General features: G+C 67.3%; 11 protein-coding genes and 3 rRNA genes. 6 read left to right on the forward strand and 8 right to left on the reverse strand.

Translation table 11 applies throughout. The features are described 5' to 3' along the window. Genes AC3IYI_RS15450 through AC3IYI_RS15465 form a run of 4 tightly spaced genes read left to right on the forward strand, consistent with a single transcriptional unit; the run spans position 1 to position 4,455 of the window. Entirely contained in the window at positions 1-669 is a 669-nt protein-coding gene (locus AC3IYI_RS15450) for a DUF4129 domain-containing protein (RefSeq protein ID WP_489410720.1), read from the forward strand. Continuing rightward, complete coding sequence (locus tag AC3IYI_RS15455; RefSeq protein ID WP_489410721.1) at positions 666-2,186, forward strand: DUF4350 domain-containing protein; 1,521 nt, start codon at positions 666-668, stop codon at positions 2,184-2,186. Before AC3IYI_RS15450 ends, AC3IYI_RS15455 begins: the two co-directional genes overlap by 4 nt. Beyond that, on the forward strand, positions 2,183-3,145 hold the full coding sequence (locus tag AC3IYI_RS15460) for an AAA family ATPase (RefSeq protein WP_243337432.1): 963 nt from the start codon (positions 2,183-2,185) through the stop codon (positions 3,143-3,145). The genes AC3IYI_RS15455 and AC3IYI_RS15460 overlap by 4 nt, the downstream gene beginning before the upstream one ends. Continuing rightward, positions 3,145-4,455, forward strand: a complete 1,311-nt coding sequence (locus AC3IYI_RS15465; protein ID WP_489410722.1) for a DUF58 domain-containing protein — start codon at positions 3,145-3,147, stop codon at positions 4,453-4,455. Before AC3IYI_RS15460 ends, AC3IYI_RS15465 begins: the two co-directional genes overlap by 1 nt. Positions 4,456-4,468: 13 nt before the next feature. Here AC3IYI_RS15465 and AC3IYI_RS15470 read toward each other — a convergent pair whose 3' ends face one another. The 6 genes from AC3IYI_RS15470 to AC3IYI_RS15495 all read right to left on the reverse strand — a co-directional run bounded on the left by AC3IYI_RS15470 (position 4,469) and on the right by AC3IYI_RS15495 (position 11,946). Then, on the reverse strand, positions 4,469-4,855 hold the full coding sequence (locus tag AC3IYI_RS15470; RefSeq protein ID WP_489410723.1) for a PIN domain-containing protein: 387 nt from the start codon (positions 4,853-4,855) through the stop codon (positions 4,469-4,471). 14 nt (positions 4,856-4,869) lie between these two features. Then, complete coding sequence (locus tag AC3IYI_RS15475; RefSeq protein WP_489410724.1) at positions 4,870-5,115, reverse strand: hypothetical protein; 246 nt, start codon at positions 5,113-5,115, stop codon at positions 4,870-4,872. Positions 5,116-5,207: 92 nt separating this feature from the next. Beyond that, positions 5,208-5,325, reverse strand: a 5S ribosomal RNA gene (gene rrf, locus AC3IYI_RS15480). Between the two features lie 74 nt (positions 5,326-5,399). Continuing rightward, a 23S ribosomal RNA gene (locus AC3IYI_RS15485) occupies positions 5,400-8,523 on the reverse strand. Between the two features lie 286 nt (positions 8,524-8,809). After that, a 16S ribosomal RNA gene (locus tag AC3IYI_RS15490) occupies positions 8,810-10,334 on the reverse strand. Together the 16S, 23S and 5S rRNA genes form the textbook arrangement of a ribosomal RNA operon. A gap of 604 nt (positions 10,335-10,938) precedes the next feature. Then, positions 10,939-11,946 carry a stage II sporulation protein M gene (locus AC3IYI_RS15495; RefSeq protein ID WP_489410725.1) on the reverse strand — a complete coding sequence of 336 codons (1,008 nt, stop codon included), beginning with the start codon at positions 11,944-11,946 and terminating at the stop codon, positions 10,939-10,941. Between the two features lie 115 nt (positions 11,947-12,061). Here AC3IYI_RS15495 and AC3IYI_RS15500 point away from each other — a divergent pair, with 115 nt between their 5' ends. Next, on the forward strand, positions 12,062-12,991 hold the full coding sequence (locus AC3IYI_RS15500; RefSeq protein WP_489410726.1) for an RDD family protein: 930 nt from the start codon (positions 12,062-12,064) through the stop codon (positions 12,989-12,991). Here AC3IYI_RS15500 and AC3IYI_RS15505 read toward each other — a convergent pair whose 3' ends face one another. Together AC3IYI_RS15505 and ahcY are read right to left on the reverse strand one after the other, a co-directional pair. Beyond that, positions 12,992-13,612, reverse strand: coding sequence for a hypothetical protein (locus AC3IYI_RS15505; RefSeq protein WP_243342097.1), 621 nt, complete (start codon positions 13,610-13,612; stop codon positions 12,992-12,994). Between the two features lie 97 nt (positions 13,613-13,709). After that, entirely contained in the window at positions 13,710-15,161 is a 1,452-nt protein-coding gene (gene ahcY / locus AC3IYI_RS15510) for an adenosylhomocysteinase (RefSeq protein WP_489410727.1), read from the reverse strand. Positions 15,162-15,551: 390 nt separating this feature from the next. Between ahcY and AC3IYI_RS15515 the strand changes: the two genes are divergently transcribed. Then, complete coding sequence (locus tag AC3IYI_RS15515; protein ID WP_489410728.1) at positions 15,552-17,606, forward strand: fructose-specific PTS transporter subunit EIIC; 2,055 nt, start codon at positions 15,552-15,554, stop codon at positions 17,604-17,606. The last annotated feature ends 49 nt before the right edge of the window (positions 17,607-17,655 follow it).

A 17,655-nucleotide genomic window follows, 5' to 3' on the forward strand; every position in this document is an offset into this window, starting at 1 on the left:
ATGAGGAGCACGGGGGGCCTGCTCACCCACACACCACCGCCCACGCCACAGATCACCATCGGCCGTGAGGCCGCCCGCGAGGCGGCCCGCCGCGAGCTGTCCAAGCCCGCCTACCACCGACACGACCCGGGGCTGCTCCAAAGGGCCCTGAACCGCTTCTGGGAGTGGGTCGGGGACCTCTTCGACCGTGCCTCCGGCGCGACCCCGGGCGGCACGCTGGGCCTGCTGGCGATCGCCCTGTTCGCCCTGCTCCTCATCGCCGCCCTGTGGTGGCGCCTGGGCGCCCCGAGCCGCACGTCCTCCCGCTCCCCGGGCACGCTCTTCGACGACGGCATCCGCAGCGCCGCCGACCACCGCGCCGCCGCCGAGACCCTGGCCGGCGAGGGCCGCTGGAGCGAAGCCGTCCAGGAGCGCATGCGCGCCGTCGTCCGCTCCCTCGAGGAGCGCACCCTCCTCGACCCCCGCCCCGGCCGCACCGCGGACGAGGCGGCGGCCGAAGCCGCCGTCTCCCTCCCGTCCCACGCCACGGCCCTGCGCACGGCGGCCCGCACCTTCGACGACGTCACCTACGGCGCCCACCCGGCCACCCCCGAGATGTACGCGACCCTCACCACCCTGGACCAGGCCCTGTCCCGCACCAAGCCCCTCCTGACAGGCCCCACCCCATGACCCACACCCCCCCGAACCCAAAGAACCCCCCCGACACGCAGCCCCCCGGCACGGCCCCCGTCCCCGGCACGCAGCCCCCCACCGGGTACGCGGCCCCCGGCACGAACCACCCCGCCGGGCCCACGGCACCGCCAGGCGCAGGCGCAGCCCCCGGCACGGGTCACCCCACCCTGGGCCCGGGCGCAGCCCCCACGCCCCCCGTCCACGCGGCAGCGACCGGCACGCCCGGCTCCGCCGGGGCCACGGCACCCGCAGCCCCGGGCGGAGCCCCCTCCACGGCGTCGGGCGAGCCCGCCACCCCTCCCCGTACAACCGCCGGAGGCACTTCACCCCGGGACCTCTGGACCCGCGCCCGCGGGTTCCTCGTCGCGCTCGCCGTGCTCCTCGCCGCCGGGCTGGCCCTCGCCGCCCTGAACTCCGGTGCCCGGCACGGCTACCTCGACCCCCGCTCCGCCGATCCCTACGGCAGCCGGGCCGTGGCCGAGCTGCTCGGGGCCCGCGGGGTCACCACCCGGGTCGTCACCACCGCCGAGCAGGCCGCCGACGCCGCCGGCCCCGACACGACCCTGCTGGTCACCGACCCCGACCGGCTCGGGGAGACCCAGCTCCGCGACATCCGTTCCGCGATCGACCTCTCCGGCGGCCGGACCGTCCTGCTCGCGCCGAGCGCCCTCAGCCTCCCCGCTCTGGCCCCCGGCACCCGCACCCGCACCCCCGACGACTCCGCCGCCCCGGACACGAACCTCGACCCGGGCAGTACCTGCACCCTCCCCGCCGCCACCACCGCGGGCCGCGCCGCGACCGGCGGCGGCCTCCGCTACACCACCGGCACCCCCGGAGCCACCGGCTGCTACCCCAGCTCCGGCGACCCCACCCTCACCCTCCTCGTCCTGCCCACCGGCATCCGCGGCGGCGACACCGTCCTCCTCGGCTCCGAGGGCATCTTCCTCAACAAGACCCTCGCCAAGGAGGGCAACGCCTCCCTCGCGCTCCAGCTCCTCGGCTCCCGCCCGACCCTCGTCTGGTACCTGCCGTCCCTCGCCGACGGCAACCCCGACGCCGAAGGAAGCGGCGAGGAGCAGAGCTTCCTCGACCTGATCCCCGCCGGCTGGAGCTGGGCCCTGCTCCAGCTCTTCCTCGCGGCCGCCGTCGCCGCCCTCTGGCGCGCCCAACGCCTCGGCCCGCTCGTCACCGAACGGCTGCCCGTCCTCGTCCGCGCCTCCGAGGCCACCGAGGGCCGCGCCCGCCTGTACCGCAAGGCCGACGCCCGCGACCGCGCCGCCACGGTGCTGCGCGCCGCCTCCCGCGAACGCCTGGCCGCGCTGGTCGGCGTACCGGCCGCCCGGGCCCACGACCCGGCGTCCCTGGTCCCCGCGGTCGCGGCCCGCCTCACGGCCGGGCGGCCCCCGCACGACCCGGACACCCTGCTCTTCGGCACCGCCCCCACCACCGACGCGGCGCTCATCGCGCTCGCCGACCACCTCGACGCCCTCGAAAGGGAGGTCCGCACCTCATGACGGCCACCACGGACAGCGCCCGCTCCGCCCTGGAGGCGCTCCGCACCGAGATCGGAAAGGCCGTGGTCGGCCAGGACTCCGCCGTCACCGGTCTCGTCGTCGCCCTCCTCTGCCGCGGCCACGTCCTCCTCGAAGGCGTCCCCGGAGTCGCGAAGACCCTCCTGGTACGGGCCCTCGCCGCCTCCCTCGAACTCGACACCAAGCGCGTCCAGTTCACCCCCGACCTGATGCCGAGCGATGTCACCGGCTCCCTCGTCTACGACGCCCGCACCGCGGAGTTCTCGTTCCAGAACGGCCCGGTCTTCACCAACCTGCTCCTCGCCGACGAGATCAACCGCACGCCCCCCAAGACCCAGTCCTCCCTCCTCGAGGCGATGGAGGAGCGCCAGGTCACCGTCGACGGCACCCCCCGCAAGCTCCCGGAGCCGTTCCTCGTCGCCGCCACCATGAACCCGGTCGAGTACGAGGGCACGTACCCCCTCCCCGAGGCCCAGCTCGACCGCTTCCTCCTCAAGCTCACCGTGCCCCTCCCCTCCCGCGAGGACGAGATCGGTGTACTGACCCGCCACGCGGCCGGCTTCAACCCCCGCGACCTGCACTCCGCCGGCATCCGCCCGGTCGCCGGTCCCGCCGAGCTCGACGCCGCCCGCAAGGCCGTCGAGGCCACCAGCGTCTCCCCGGAGATCACCGCGTACGTCGTCGACATCTGCCGCGCCACCCGCGAATCCCCCTCCCTCACCTTGGGCGTCTCCCCCCGCGGTGCGACCGCCCTGCTGGCCACCGCCCGCGCCTGGGCCTGGCTCGTGGGCCGCGACTACGTCACCCCCGACGACGTGAAGGCCCTCGCCCTGCCGACCCTGCGCCACCGCGTCCAACTGCGCCCCGAGGCCGAGATGGAGGGCGTCACGGCCGACGCGGTCATCACCGCGATCCTCACCCACGTCCCCGTCCCGCGCTGATGGCGTTCACCGGACGCGCCGCCCTGCTCGCGGCCCTCGGCAGCATCCCCGTCGGCATCCTCGGACCGAGCTGGGCGGGGATGCTGGCGGTCAACGCCCCCATCGCCCTGGCCTGCGCGGTCGACTACGCCCTCGCGGCCCCGGTCCGCACGCTCCAACTGGCCCGCTCCGGCGACACGTCACTGCGCCTCGGCGAATCCGCCGACGTCCACCTGACGATCACGAACCCTTCCCCCCGTACGCTCCGCGCCCGGATCCGCGACGCCTGGCCCCCCAGCAGCTGGATCCCGGGAACGGAAGTCACGGGCTCCCGGCACGCGTTGAAGGTTCCCCCCGGCGAACGCCGCCGCCTCACCACCCGCCTGCGGCCCACCCGCCGCGGCGACCGCCAGGCGGCCCGCGTCACGATCCGCTCGTACGGACCGCTCGGCCTGCTGGCCCGCCAGGGCCACCACACGGTTCCCTGGACGGTCCGCGTCCTCCCCCCGTTCACCAGCCGCAAGCACCTCCCCTCCCGCCTCGCGCGCCTGCGCGAACTCGACGGCCGCACCAGCGTCCTGACCCGCGGTGAGGGCACGGAGTTCGACAGCCTGCGCGACTACGTACCCGGCGACGACACCCGTTCCATCGACTGGCGGGCCACCGCCCGCCAGAACAAGGTCGCCGTCCGCACCTGGCGCCCGGAACGCGACCGCCACATCCTGATCTGCCTCGACACCGGCCGCACCGCGGCCGGCCGCGTCGGCGACGCCCCGCGCCTCGACTCGGCGATGGACGCGGCCCTGCTCCTCACCGCCCTGGCCACCCGCGCGGGCGACCGCGTGGACCTCCTGGCCCACGACCGCCGCCTCCGCGCCCAGGTCCAGGCCCGCTCGGCGGCCGACACCCTCCCGGCCTTCGTCAACGCGATGGCCACCCTGGAGCCGGAGCTCGTCGAAACCGACTCCCGCACTCTGGTCTCCACCATCCTGCGCAGCGCCCCGCGCCGCTCCCTGGTGGTCCTCCTAACCAGCCTGGACGCCGCCCCCATCGAAGAGGGCCTGCTCCCGCTCCTCCCCCGCCTCACCCAGCGCCACACGGTCCTGCTGGCCTCGGTCGCGGACCCCCACGTGGCGGAGATGACGAAGTCCCGCGGCACCGTGGAAGCCGTCTACGAAGCCGCGGCAGGCACCCAGTCCCAGTCGGCCCGCCGCCGCACGGCCGAACAGCTCACCCGCCACGGCGTCCACGTGGTCGACGCCACCCCGGACACCCTGGCCCCCGCCCTGGCCGACGCCTACCTCGCCCTCAAAGCCGCCGGCCGCCTCTAAGCAAACGCGAGGCTCAGCGATTCAGATCGAGGACACCTACGTCCTGACCCGCATAGGCCTTCGGCTCGACCGTGGCGACCAGTGCCTGGGAGCCCCACTCGGGAAGATGACGCGCGGCATGGACGGCCGCCGCGATACCGGCCGGAACCCCGTCACGGCACATCCGCGCCACAGCCAGCACGGCCGGATAGTCGAGGTCGAGCATGTGGATGACGTCGAGCTGGCCGATATGCTCGGCGATCCCCGCGAGAACCACGTCAGCCTCAAGGACCGACAGGACCGGCACCCACAGACGCGTGTCGGTATCCAGATAGGCGCGGTGAATCAGTGCGGACACCTGCCGATTCCCAGACAGCGCAAGCAAGGATGGCGTGTCCAGGATGAGGTGGTGTTGGATCACGCGGCAGCGTCCTGCTACTGAGCGAAGGCCTCACGGAGCTTGCGCCCCATGGCCTCGCTCTCCTCGTCGGTCACTTCAACCCCGAAGTGCTCAGCCATGTAGACCCGAGCGCGCTCTGCCCTCTCCCGCCGCTCCTCTGCGGTCAGCGTCGTCTCCGCAAACTCCTGCACCAGAGACCGGATGGACGTCCCACGGGACTCAGCGATGACGGCAAGGCGGTCTCTCACCTCGGCCGGCACACGGATCATGGCATCAGACATGCTCCGAGTATACGGCCGCGTAAACACCGCGTGAGGGTAAACGCAGAAAAGCCCCGTACCAGTTCCCTGGTACGGGGCTCTCTACAATGATTGTTCGGCGGCGTCCTACTCTCCCACAGGGTCCCCCCTGCAGTACCATCGGCGCTGAAAGGCTTAGCTTCCGGGTTCGGAATGTAAACCGGGCGTTTCCCTAACGCTATGACCACCGAAACACTATGAAGTTAACCAAACCGGATATGACACAGTTCGTTACTTCAGAACTAACACAGTGGACGCGAGCAACTGAGGACAAGCCCTCGGCCTATTAGTACCAGTCAGCTCCACCCGTTACCGGGCTTCCACATCTGGCCTATCAACCCAGTCGTCTACTGGGAGCCTTACCCTCTCAAGGAGGTGGGAATACTCATCTTGAAGCAGGCTTCCCGCTTAGATGCTTTCAGCGGTTATCCCTCCCGAACGTAGCCAACCAGCCATGCCCTTGGCAGGACAACTGGCACACCAGAGGTTCGTCCGTCCCGGTCCTCTCGTACTAGGGACAGCCCTTCTCAATATTCCTACGCGCACAGCGGATAGGGACCGAACTGTCTCACGACGTTCTAAACCCAGCTCGCGTACCGCTTTAATGGGCGAACAGCCCAACCCTTGGGACCGACTCCAGCCCCAGGATGCGACGAGCCGACATCGAGGTGCCAAACCATCCCGTCGATATGGACTCTTGGGGAAGATCAGCCTGTTATCCCCGGGGTACCTTTTATCCGTTGAGCGACGGCGCTTCCACAAGCCACCGCCGGATCACTAGTCCCGACTTTCGTCCCTGCTCGACCCGTCGGTCTCACAGTCAAGCTCCCTTGTGCACTTACACTCAACACCTGATTGCCAACCAGGCTGAGGGAACCTTTGGGCGCCTCCGTTACTTTTTGGGAGGCAACCGCCCCAGTTAAACTACCCATCAGACACTGTCCCTGATCCGGATCACGGACCGAGGTTAGACATCCAGCACGACCAGAGTGGTATTTCAACGACGACTCCACAACCACTGGCGTGGCCGCTTCAAAGTCTCCCACCTATCCTACACAAGCCGAACCGAACACCAATATCAAACTATAGTAAAGGTCCCGGGGTCTTTCCGTCCTGCTGCGCGAAACGAGCATCTTTACTCGTAGTGCAATTTCACCGGGCCTATGGTTGAGACAGTCGAGAAGTCGTTACGCCATTCGTGCAGGTCGGAACTTACCCGACAAGGAATTTCGCTACCTTAGGATGGTTATAGTTACCACCGCCGTTTACTGGCGCTTAAGTTCTCAGCTTCGCCACACCGAAATGTGACTAACCGGTCCCCTTAACGTTCCAGCACCGGGCAGGCGTCAGTCCGTATACATCGCCTTACGGCTTCGCACGGACCTGTGTTTTTAGTAAACAGTCGCTTCTCGCTGGTCTCTGCGGCCACCCCCAGCTCACGGAGTAAATCCGATCACCAGTGATGGCCCCCCTTCTCCCGAAGTTACGGGGGCATTTTGCCGAGTTCCTTAACCATAGTTCACCCGAACGCCTCGGTATTCTCTACCTGACCACCTGAGTCGGTTTAGGGTACGGGCCGCCATGAAACTCGCTAGAGGCTTTTCTCGACAGCATAGGATCATCCACTTCACCACAATCGGCTCGGCATCAGGTCTCAGCCTTATATGAGGGACGGATTTGCCTACCCCTCGGCCTACACCCTTACCCCGGGACTACCACCGCCCGGGCTGGACTACCTTCCTGCGTCACCCCATCGCTTACCTACTACAAGTCTGGGTCACCGGCTCCACCACTTTCCTTTCCCCGAAGGGTCCGGAACGGCTTCACGGGCTTAGCATCGCCTGATTCGATATTGGGCGTTTCAAAGCGGGTACCGGAATATCAACCGGTTGTCCATCGACTACGCCTGTCGGCCTCGCCTTAGGTCCCGACTTACCCTGGGCAGATCAGCTTGACCCAGGAACCCTTAGTCAATCGGCGCACACGTTTCTCACGTGTGTATCGCTACTCATGCCTGCATTCTCACTCGTGAACCGTCCACAACTAGCTTCCGCTGCTGCTTCACCCGGCACACGACGCTCCCCTACCCATCACAGCGGGCGTTGGCCCTATTGCTGCAATGACACGACTTCGGCGGTACGCTTGAGCCCCGCTACATTGTCGGCGCGGAATCACTTGACCAGTGAGCTATTACGCACTCTTTCAAGGGTGGCTGCTTCTAAGCCAACCTCCTGGTTGTCTCTGCGACTCCACATCCTTTCCCACTTAGCGTACGCTTAGGGGCCTTAGTCGATGCTCTGGGCTGTTTCCCTCTCGACCATGGAGCTTATCCCCCACAGTCTCACTGCCACGCTCTCACTTACCGGCATTCGGAGTTTGGCTAAGGTCAGTAACCCGGTAGGGCCCATCGCCTATCCAGTGCTCTACCTCCGGCAAGAAACACGTGACGCTGCACCTAAATGCATTTCGGGGAGAACCAGCTATCACGGAGTTTGATTGGCCTTTCACCCCTAACCACAGGTCATCCCCCAGGTTTTCAACCCTGGTGGGTTCGGTCCTCCACGAAGTCTTACCTCCGCTTCAACCTGCCCATGGCTAGATCACTCCGCTTCGGGTCTAGAGCGTGCAACTCAATCGCCCTATTCGGACTCGCTTTCGCTACGGCTTCCCCACACGGGTTAACCTCGCTACACACCGCTAACTCGCAGGCTCATTCTTCAAAAGGCACGCAGTCACGACCGTTATTCCGAAGAATAACGGCGACGCTCCCACGGCTTGTAGGCACACGGTTTCAGGTACTATTTCACTCCGCTCCCGCGGTACTTTTCACCATTCCCTCACGGTACTATCCGCTATCGGTCACCAGGGAATATTTAGGCTTAGCGGGTGGTCCCGCCAGATTCACACGGGATTTCTCGGGCCCCATGCTACTTGGGAGATTCTTAAGCAAGCCGCTGATGTTTCGTCTACGGGGGTCTTACCCTCTACGCCGGACCTTTCGCATGTCCTTCGACTACATCAACGGTTTCTGACTCGCCGACCGGCCGGCAGACCGATCAAAAGAATTCCCACAACCCCGCATGCGCAACCCCTGCCGGGTATCACACGCATACGGTTTGGCCTCATCCGGTTTCGCTCGCCACTACTCCCGGAATCACGGTTGTTTTCTCTTCCTGCGGGTACTGAGATGTTTCACTTCCCCGCGTTCCCTCCACACTGCCTATGTGTTCAGCAGCGGGTGACAGCCCATGACGACTGCCGGGTTTCCCCATTCGGACACCCCCGGATCAAAGCTCAGTTGGCAGCTCCCCGGGGCCTATCGCGGCCTCTCACGTCCTTCATCGGTTCCTGGTGCCAAGGCATCCACCGTGCGCCCTTAAAAACTTGGCCTACAGATGCTCGCGTCCACTGTGTAGTTCTCAAGCAACGACCAGCCACCCATCACCCCACCAGACAAGCTGGCGAGTTCACTGGGGCCGGCATCACGAAGATAAAGCCTTACGGCCGTACCCTCAGATACCCAACAACGTGCCAAGCACGATCCCCCGTCAGTGAGTCACTTTCCACGCCGAAGCAGTACTTGTGATCCATCCAGGAAACCGTGCCAACTAATCAACGTTCCACCCTGAGCTGACCGTGCAGAACGTTTGTCTGCAATCGGTACTGTGCTCCTTAGAAAGGAGGTGATCCAGCCGCACCTTCCGGTACGGCTACCTTGTTACGACTTCGTCCCAATCGCCAGTCCCACCTTCGACAGCTCCCTCCCTTACGGGTTGGGCCACCGGCTTCGGGTGTTACCGACTTTCGTGACGTGACGGGCGGTGTGTACAAGGCCCGGGAACGTATTCACCGCAGCAATGCTGATCTGCGATTACTAGCAACTCCGACTTCATGGGGTCGAGTTGCAGACCCCAATCCGAACTGAGACCGGCTTTTTGAGATTCGCTCCACCTCACGGTATCGCAGCTCATTGTACCGGCCATTGTAGCACGTGTGCAGCCCAAGACATAAGGGGCATGATGACTTGACGTCGTCCCCACCTTCCTCCGAGTTGACCCCGGCGGTCTCCTGTGAGTCCCCATCACCCCGAAGGGCATGCTGGCAACACAGGACAAGGGTTGCGCTCGTTGCGGGACTTAACCCAACATCTCACGACACGAGCTGACGACAGCCATGCACCACCTGTATACCGACCACAAGGGGGGCACTATCTCTAATGCTTTCCGGTATATGTCAAGCCTTGGTAAGGTTCTTCGCGTTGCGTCGAATTAAGCCACATGCTCCGCTGCTTGTGCGGGCCCCCGTCAATTCCTTTGAGTTTTAGCCTTGCGGCCGTACTCCCCAGGCGGGGAACTTAATGCGTTAGCTGCGGCACCGACGACGTGGAATGTCGCCAACACCTAGTTCCCAACGTTTACGGCGTGGACTACCAGGGTATCTAATCCTGTTCGCTCCCCACGCTTTCGCTCCTCAGCGTCAGTAATGGCCCAGAGATCCGCCTTCGCCACCGGTGTTCCTCCTGATATCTGCGCATTTCACCGCTACACCAGGAATTCCGATCTCCCCTACCACACTCTAGCTAGCCCGTATCGAATGCAGACCCGAGGTTAAGCCTCGGGCTTTCACATCCGACGTGACAAGCCGCCTACGAGCTCTTTACGCCCAATAATTCCGGACAACGCTTGCGCCCTACGTATTACCGCGGCTGCTGGCACGTAGTTAGCCGGCGCTTCTTCTGCAGGTACCGTCACTTTCGCTTCTTCCCTGCTGAAAGAGGTTTACAACCCGAAGGCCGTCATCCCTCACGCGGCGTCGCTGCATCAGGCTTTCGCCCATTGTGCAATATTCCCCACTGCTGCCTCCCGTAGGAGTCTGGGCCGTGTCTCAGTCCCAGTGTGGCCGGTCGCCCTCTCAGGCCGGCTACCCGTCGTCGCCTTGGTGGGCCATTACCCCACCAACAAGCTGATAGGCCGCGGGCTCATCCTTCACCGCCGGAGCTTTTAACCCCCGCCCATGCAGGCAGGAGTGTTATCCGGTATTAGACCCCGTTTCCAGGGCTTGTCCCAGAGTGAAGGGCAGATTGCCCACGTGTTACTCACCCGTTCGCCACTAATCCACCCCGAAGGGCTTCATCGTTCGACTTGCATGTGTTAAGCACGCCGCCAGCGTTCGTCCTGAGCCAGGATCAAACTCTCCATGAATGTTTACCGGTTATCCGGTGCACACGCACTTAGAGCGGGACAGTCATGTCGGAATAAGACCGACCGTCCACTGCGTCCTCGCTGTGTAATTGCCTGCAAGTGTCAGGGCCGAAGCCGCGACCTCACAGGTCTTTTTTCAAAGGAACCTCATCCACCGAAATGGACGGGGTATCAACTTTTTGGCGTTGATTTTTGGCACGCTGTTGAGTTCTCAAGGAACGGACGCTTCCTTTGTACTCACCCTCTCGGGCTTTCCTCCGGGCTTTCGTTCTGTTCTTGCGTTTCCGACTCTATCAGACTCTTTCGTGTCCGATTCCCAGTCAGCGGGTTTCGCTTTCCAGTTCTTCGCTTTCGCGTTTCCCTTTCCGGCGAGTCCGACTCTATCAGAAGATTTCCACCGGATTTCCCGGGGTCAGTTTCCTGAATGAAGAGTCGGTTGTGCCCGCTTGGAATTCAATTCCTGGGGCGAGAGAGATTTTAAACCATCACTGCCGAACTTGTCCAGTTCGAGGCAACCGTTCGAATCTACCTCCCCACAGCCGCCGTGTCAACGGTGTTTGCGGGACGACGAGGAGACTAGCAGCTCAGCAGGGTCGTACGCACATCAGGCCGCGGTAGGGAGCGTCGCCGTCTGGTCTGCCTGCTCCACGTCGCCCACGTCGCCGGCTCGGGCCGCTCGGCCGCCCAGGACGTAGACGTAGAGCAGGAAGGCCGCCTCGGCGGCCACGCCGATGCTGATGCGGGCCCATGTGGGCAGGCCGGAGGGGGTGGCGAAGCCTTCGATCAGGCCGGAGAGGAAGAGGACCGCCGCCAGGCCGATGGCCATGCCGAGGGCGGCGCGGCCCTGTTCGGCCAGGGCCACGCGGCGGGTGCGGTGGCCGGGGTCGATGACCGTCCAGCCCAGGCGCAGGCCCGTACCGGCGGCCACGAAGACGGCGGTCAGTTCGAGCAGGCCGTGCGGGAGGATCAGGCCCAGGAAGACGTCGAGGCGGTCGGCCGAGGACATCAGGCCGATGCCGACGCCCAGGTTCAGCATGTTCTGCCACAGGATGTACAGGACCGGCAGGCCCAGGAAGCCGCCCAGGACCAGGCAGATCGCGGCCGCCTGGGCGTTGTTCGTCCAGACCTGGGCCGCGAAGGAGGCCGCGGGGTGGCTGGAGTAGTACGTCTCGTACCCGCCACCCGGCTTCGTCATCGCCTTCAGGTCCTCCGGGGCCCCGATGGCGTTCTGGATCTCCGGGTGGGTGGCTATCCACCATCCGACGAGCACGCCGACTGCGGTGGAGATCAGTGCAGTGGGTATCCACCAGCGGCGGCTGAGGTAGACGGCGGCAGGGAAGCCCGACGTGAAGAAGCGGGCAGCGTCGCGCCAGCCGGACCGGCGGGTGCCCGTCACCGTGGCGCGGGCGCGGGCGACGAGCTGGGTCAGGCGGCCGGTGAGCATCGGGTCGGGGGTGCTGGACTGGACGAGGGAGAGGTGGGTGGCCGTGCGCTGGTAGAGCGCGACGAGCTCGTCGGCCTCGGCCCCCGTGAGGCGCCGGCCCCGGCCCAGCAGCTGTTCCAGGCGGGCCCACTCGGTCTGGTGGGCCGCAACGAAGACGTCGAGATCCATGCGGTTGGCGCTCCCCTGCCCCTGGTCCCTACCGGTTTCTCCTACTGCTTGCTTCGTCAGCTTGGCAGACTGGAGGCCGATGGGGCGGGGCAGGTCAGGTGAAGGGTGTGCAGCGGTGAGCGATCTGGTGACGGGGGACGCGGTCGTCCTGGGGCTGCGGCCGGCGAGACTGCCGAGCCGGGCGCTGGCGATCCTGCTCGACCTGGTCGTGTACGTCGCCGGGTACGTGCTGATCACCGTCGGGCTGGTGCTGGCCACCGCTTCGATGGACGGGGCGGCCCGGGCGGCCGTGTCGGTGGCCTCCTTCGTCCTCGTCCTGGTCGGCGTACCGATCGCGGTGGAGACGATGAGCCACGGGCGCTCGCTGGGCAAGCTCGCGTGCGGGCTGCGCGTGGTGCGCGACGACGGCGGGCCGATCCGCTTCCGGCACGCGATGGTGCGCGGGGCCTTCGGGGTCTTCGAACTGCTGATGACCTTCGGGTCCGTGGCCTGCATCGCGTCGCTGTTCTCCGAGCGGGGGCGGCGGCTCGGGGACGTGTTCGCGGGGACGCTGGTCATCCGGGAGCGGGTACCGGGGGCGCGGGTGATGCCGGTGCCGCCGCCGCCTCCATGGCTGGCCGGGCGGTTCGGCGGGCTGGACCTGTCCGCGGTGCCGGACGGGCTGTGGCTGGCGATCCGGCAGTACCTGACGCGCATGGACCAGCTCGATCCGCAGGTGGGCGCCTCGATGGCGGCCCGGCTCGCGGACGATCTGGTGGCGCGTACGGGGGCTCAGCCGCCGGTCGGGGTGCCCGCCGCCGCGTTCCTGATGGCCGTGGTGCACGAGCGGCAGTCGCGGGACGCCGCGCGGGCCTTCCGGCAGCAGCCCGCTCCCGGGGCGGCTCCGGTTGCGTACGGGCAGCAGCCCGCGCCCGTGGTGATGCCGGCCGTGGCGGCGCCGGCGGTGGTGATGCCCGTCGCGGCTCCCGTGGTTCCGGTGGCGCCCGTGCCCGTACCCGTACCCCCGGAGCCGCCGAAGGCGACCGGGTTCGCGCCGCCCGCCTAGCTAGTCGGTGAAGGCGGAGGGCGGGGTTTCCAGGTGTTCGAGTTCGATGCCGGGGGCCGAGAGGACCACGTCCCCGGCGATGTGGACCGTGTGGACCTCGCCGGTGTCCAGGGCGGTGACCCGGTATTCGTCGACCAGGAGCGGGCCGCTGTCCGTGGGGTGCTCCGCGCGGTGCAGCAGGGCCCAGGCCTGGTCGGTCGTACGGGCCGCCAGGACGGGGTCGGTCAGGGCGACCAGGCGGACGCGGGTGGCGGGGGCGCCGGGGGCCAGGCGCAGCAGCCGGGCCGTGGCGACGAGGAAGGCCGGGGAGGTGCCGGTGAAGCCGGCGGCCCCGGGGACGTTGCCCTCGGTGGCTTCGGCTCCGGCGGGATCGGTGCGGACCCAGGTGATCCCGTCGATGGCGGCGCCGCGGACCTGCCAGCTGGAGGCGTTGACCTCGAGGCGGATGGGGCGGCCCAGTTCGTCGACGGCCAGGTCGACGGAGCCGCGGTGCGCACCGTCGGGTGCGGTGAGCTGGGAGACGTAGCGCCAGCCTGAGGGGCCCGGGGCGCAGTGGAAGTGCTCCTCGCCGAGGGGCGTGTGGTCGTGCGGGTCGTGGAGCGCGTAGCGGCCTCGGGGCATGGGGCGTCTTCCTGGGTTTCGGGCGGGTACGGGGCAGGCCCCCGGCACGGATGCCGGGGGCCTGACCTGACGCGTGGGTGCCGCTGATCCGTGGGGATCAGTAGCGGTAGTGGTCCGGCTTGTACGGGCCCGCGACGTCCACGCCGATGTAGGCGGCCTGCTCCGGGCGCAGGGTGGTCAGGCGGACGCCGAGGGCGGCGAGGTGGAGGCGGGCCACCTTCTCGTCGAGGTGCTTGGGGAGCACGTAGACGTCGGTGGGGTACTCGGCCGGCTTGGTGAAGAGCTCGATCTGGGCCAGGGTCTGGTCCGCGAAGGAGTTCGACATCACGAAGGACGGGTGGCCGGTGGCGTTGCCCAGGTTCAGGAGGCGGCCTTCGGACAGGAGGATGAGGACCTTGCCGTCGGGGAACTTCCAGGTGTGGACCTGGGGCTTGACCTCGTCCTTGACGATGCCCTCGATCTTCGCGAGGCCGGCCATGTCGATCTCGTTGTCGAAGTGGCCGATGTTGCCCACGATGGCCTGGTGCTTCATCTTGGCCATGTCGGCGGCCATGATGATGTCCTTGTTGCCGGTGGTCGTGATGAAGATGTCGGCCGTCTCGACGACGTCGTCCAGGGTTGCGACCTGGTAGCCGTCCATCGCCGCCTGCAGGGCGCAGATCGGGTCGATCTCGGTGACGATGACGCGCGCGCCCTGGCCGCGCAGCGACTCGGCGCAGCCCTTGCCGACGTCGCCGTAGCCGAAGACCACGGCGGTCTTGCCGCCGATGAGGACGTCGGTGGCGCGGTTGATGCCGTCGATGAGGGAGTGGCGGCAGCCGTACTTGTTGTCGAACTTCGACTTGGTGACGGCGTCGTTCACGTTGATCGCCGGGAAGAGCAGGGTGCCCTCGGCCATCATCTCGTAGAGGCGGTGGACGCCGGTGGTGGTCTCCTCGGTGACGCCGCGGATCTCGGACGCGAGCTGCGTCCACTTCTGCGGGTTCTCGCCCAGGGTGCGGTTGAGGAGGGTCAGGATGTTGGCGTACTCCTCGGAGTCCGCCGTCGACGGGTCCGGAGCGGCGCCGGCCTTCTCGAACTCGACGCCCTTGTGGACGAGGAGGGTGGCGTCGCCACCGTCGTCGAGGATCATGTTCGGGCCGCCGGTGGGGGTGTTCGGCCAGGTCAGCGCCTGCTCCGTGCACCACCAGTACTCTTCCAGCGTCTCGCCCTTCCAGGCGAAGACGGGGACGCCCTGCGGGTTCTCCGCGGTGCCGTTCGGGCCCACCGCGATGGCGGCGGCCGCGTGGTCCTGGGTGGAGAAGATGTTGCAGGAGGCCCAGCGGACGTCGGCGCCGAGGGCGACGAGGGTCTCGATGAGGACGGCGGTCTGCACGGTCATGTGCAGGGAGCCGGTGACGCGGGCGCCGGCGAGCGGCTGGGTGGCCGCGTACTCCCGGCGGATCGACATGAGGCCCGGCATCTCGTGCTCGGCGAGGGTGATCTCCTTGCGTCCGAAGACGGCGAGGGAGAGGTCCGCGACCTTGAAGTCGGTGAAAGCGGCAGTCATGTGGGTGCTGCTCCTCGTGATGTGGAGAGGTGGGTACGGCTGAGCCGCGCACCGTCGTCAAGACGGCGCACATGGCGCTCAGTCCGTCGGGGGTCCTCTCTCCCCTCGGCCGGTCTCGAAGACCGCCCGACCGCCATCAGCAGCGACGCCTGACACTGATGACGAATCTACACCGATCGGCGGAGCGCGGCCCAGGTGACCTGAGGGCAAGTCTCGGCTGGAGTTCGGGGCCTCCGGCGGAGAATTGGGGGCCTTTCGGACTTTTGATCCACCCCTTACATGCGGAAGGATGCCGGTGGGTCGGGTAGTACGCGCGATCCCGCAGGACAACGCATGTGTCGTGAGGAGATTCCAGTGACCAGTCCGGCAGGCCCTCCCGAAGGCGGGGACATGAGCGGGCGGCAGCCCGTGAGGATCGTCGCCGTCACCGCGTGCCCCACCGGTATCGCGCACACGTACATGGCCGCGGAGAAGCTGCAGCAGGCCGCCGACCGCCTCGGCGTCACGATCAAGGTGGAGACCCAAGGTTCCATCGGGGCCGAGAACGTGCTCTCTGACAACGATGTCAGGCAGGCGGACGCCGTCATCATCGCCGCCGACAAGGAGGTCCACCTCGACCGGTTCGCCGGCAAGCGGGTGCTGTCCACCGGTGTCGCGGACGGCATCCACAAGCCGGAGGAGCTGATCCGGCGCGCGCAGAGCGCTCCGGTGCAGGCCGGGACCGTGGCGGCCGCCGGCAGCGGCGCCGGCGGGGGCGGCGGGCAGCGCAGTCAGGCGTACAAGGCGCTGATGAACGGCGTCTCCCACATGATCCCGTTCGTGGTCGTGGGCGGTCTGCTGCTGGCCGTCTCGCTGTCCCTCGGCGGGCACGCGGACGCCAAGGGCGGGCTGGTCATTCCCGACGGGACCTTCTGGTTCTACGTCAACAAGCTCGGCGTGACCGGCTTCTCCCTGATGCTGCCGATCTTCTCCGGCTACATCGCCTACTCGCTGGGCGACCGGCCGGCCCTCGTACCCGGCATGATCGGCGGCTTCCTCGCCGCGGACGCCGTGCACATCTACGGGGCCGACGCGAACGCCGGCTTCCTGGGTGCCATCGCGACGGGCTTCATCGCGGGCTATCTGGTCATGTGGATCAAGAAGGTCAAGGTCCCCAAGGTCATCCAGCCGATCATGCCGATCATCGTGATCCCGATCGTGTCGACCGTGGCCCTGGGCCTGTTCTACATCTACGTGATCGGCAAGCCGATCTCCTGGGTCTTCACGAACCTGACCAACTGGCTGAACGGCATGACCGGCTCCAGCGCGATCGTGCTGGGCACCCTGATCGGCCTGATGATCGCCTTCGACATGGGCGGTCCGGTCAACAAGACCGCCTTCCTCGTCGCCGTCGGCCTCATCGGCACCAACAACCACGTCATGGGCATGGCCGCCGCGGCCATCCCCGTCATGCCGCTCGGCCAGGGTCTGGCCACGCTGCTGCGCCGCAAGCTCTACAGCGACGAGGAGAAGGAAACCGGCCTCGCGGCCCTGTTCATGGGCTTCTTCGGCATCTCCGAAGGAGCGATCCCCTTCGCCGCGGCCCGGCCCGCCCAGGTCATCCCCGCGAACATGCTCGGTGGCGCGGTGGCCGGTGCGATCGCCGGTGTGGCCGGGGTCCAGGACTCGGTGCCGCACGGCGGTCCGATCGTCTCGCTGTTCGGTGCGATCAGCGGCGTCGCGATGTTCTTCGTGGCCATCGCCGCCGGTGCGGTCGTGACCGCGCTGACGACCAACGCGCTGATCGAGTTCAAGCTGCGCCGGGAGGGCGGGACCGGCGGCGGGTCCGCCGCGGTCCTCGCGCCCGAGCCGGCCCTGGTCGGCGTGGGTGCCGCCGTGGGCGCCGGTGGCGGCGGTGCGGCTGCCGCCGTGGGTGCGGGAGCAGCCGGGACGGCCGTACGGACACGGCAGCCCGCGGCCGCGGCTCCGGTGGCCGCGGGCGGGCCGCCCGAGGTGCTGTCCGGGTACCTCACCGAGCAGACGGTGAAGACGGAGCTGGCGTCGGACTCCAAGGAGGCGGCGATCCGCGAGATGGCGGAGATGCTGGCCACGACCGGCAACGTCACCGACGTGGACGAGCTCGTACGGGTCGCCCTGGCCCGGGAGGCGCAGGGCACGACGGGTCTCGGCGAGTCGATCGCCATCCCGCACGCCAAGACGGACGCGGTGACCCGCCCGACGGTGGGCTTCGCCCGGTCCGACGAGGGCATCGAGTGGGGCGCCCTGGACGGGACGAAGGCCCGGCTGGTCTTCATGATCTCCGTGCCGGAGGCCGCCGCCGGGGACGAGCACCTGCGGATCCTGGCGCTGCTGTCGCGCAAGCTGATGGACACCGGCTTCCGGGAGCGGCTGCAGGCCGCGCCCGGCAAGGCCGCGATCCTGGACGTGCTGCGCGAGATCCAGTAGCCCCGGCCCCCTTACAGCACCCTCGGGCCCCGTACTCCACCTCGGTGGT

This window comes from Streptomyces sp. GL_148 (assembly GCF_057834205.1).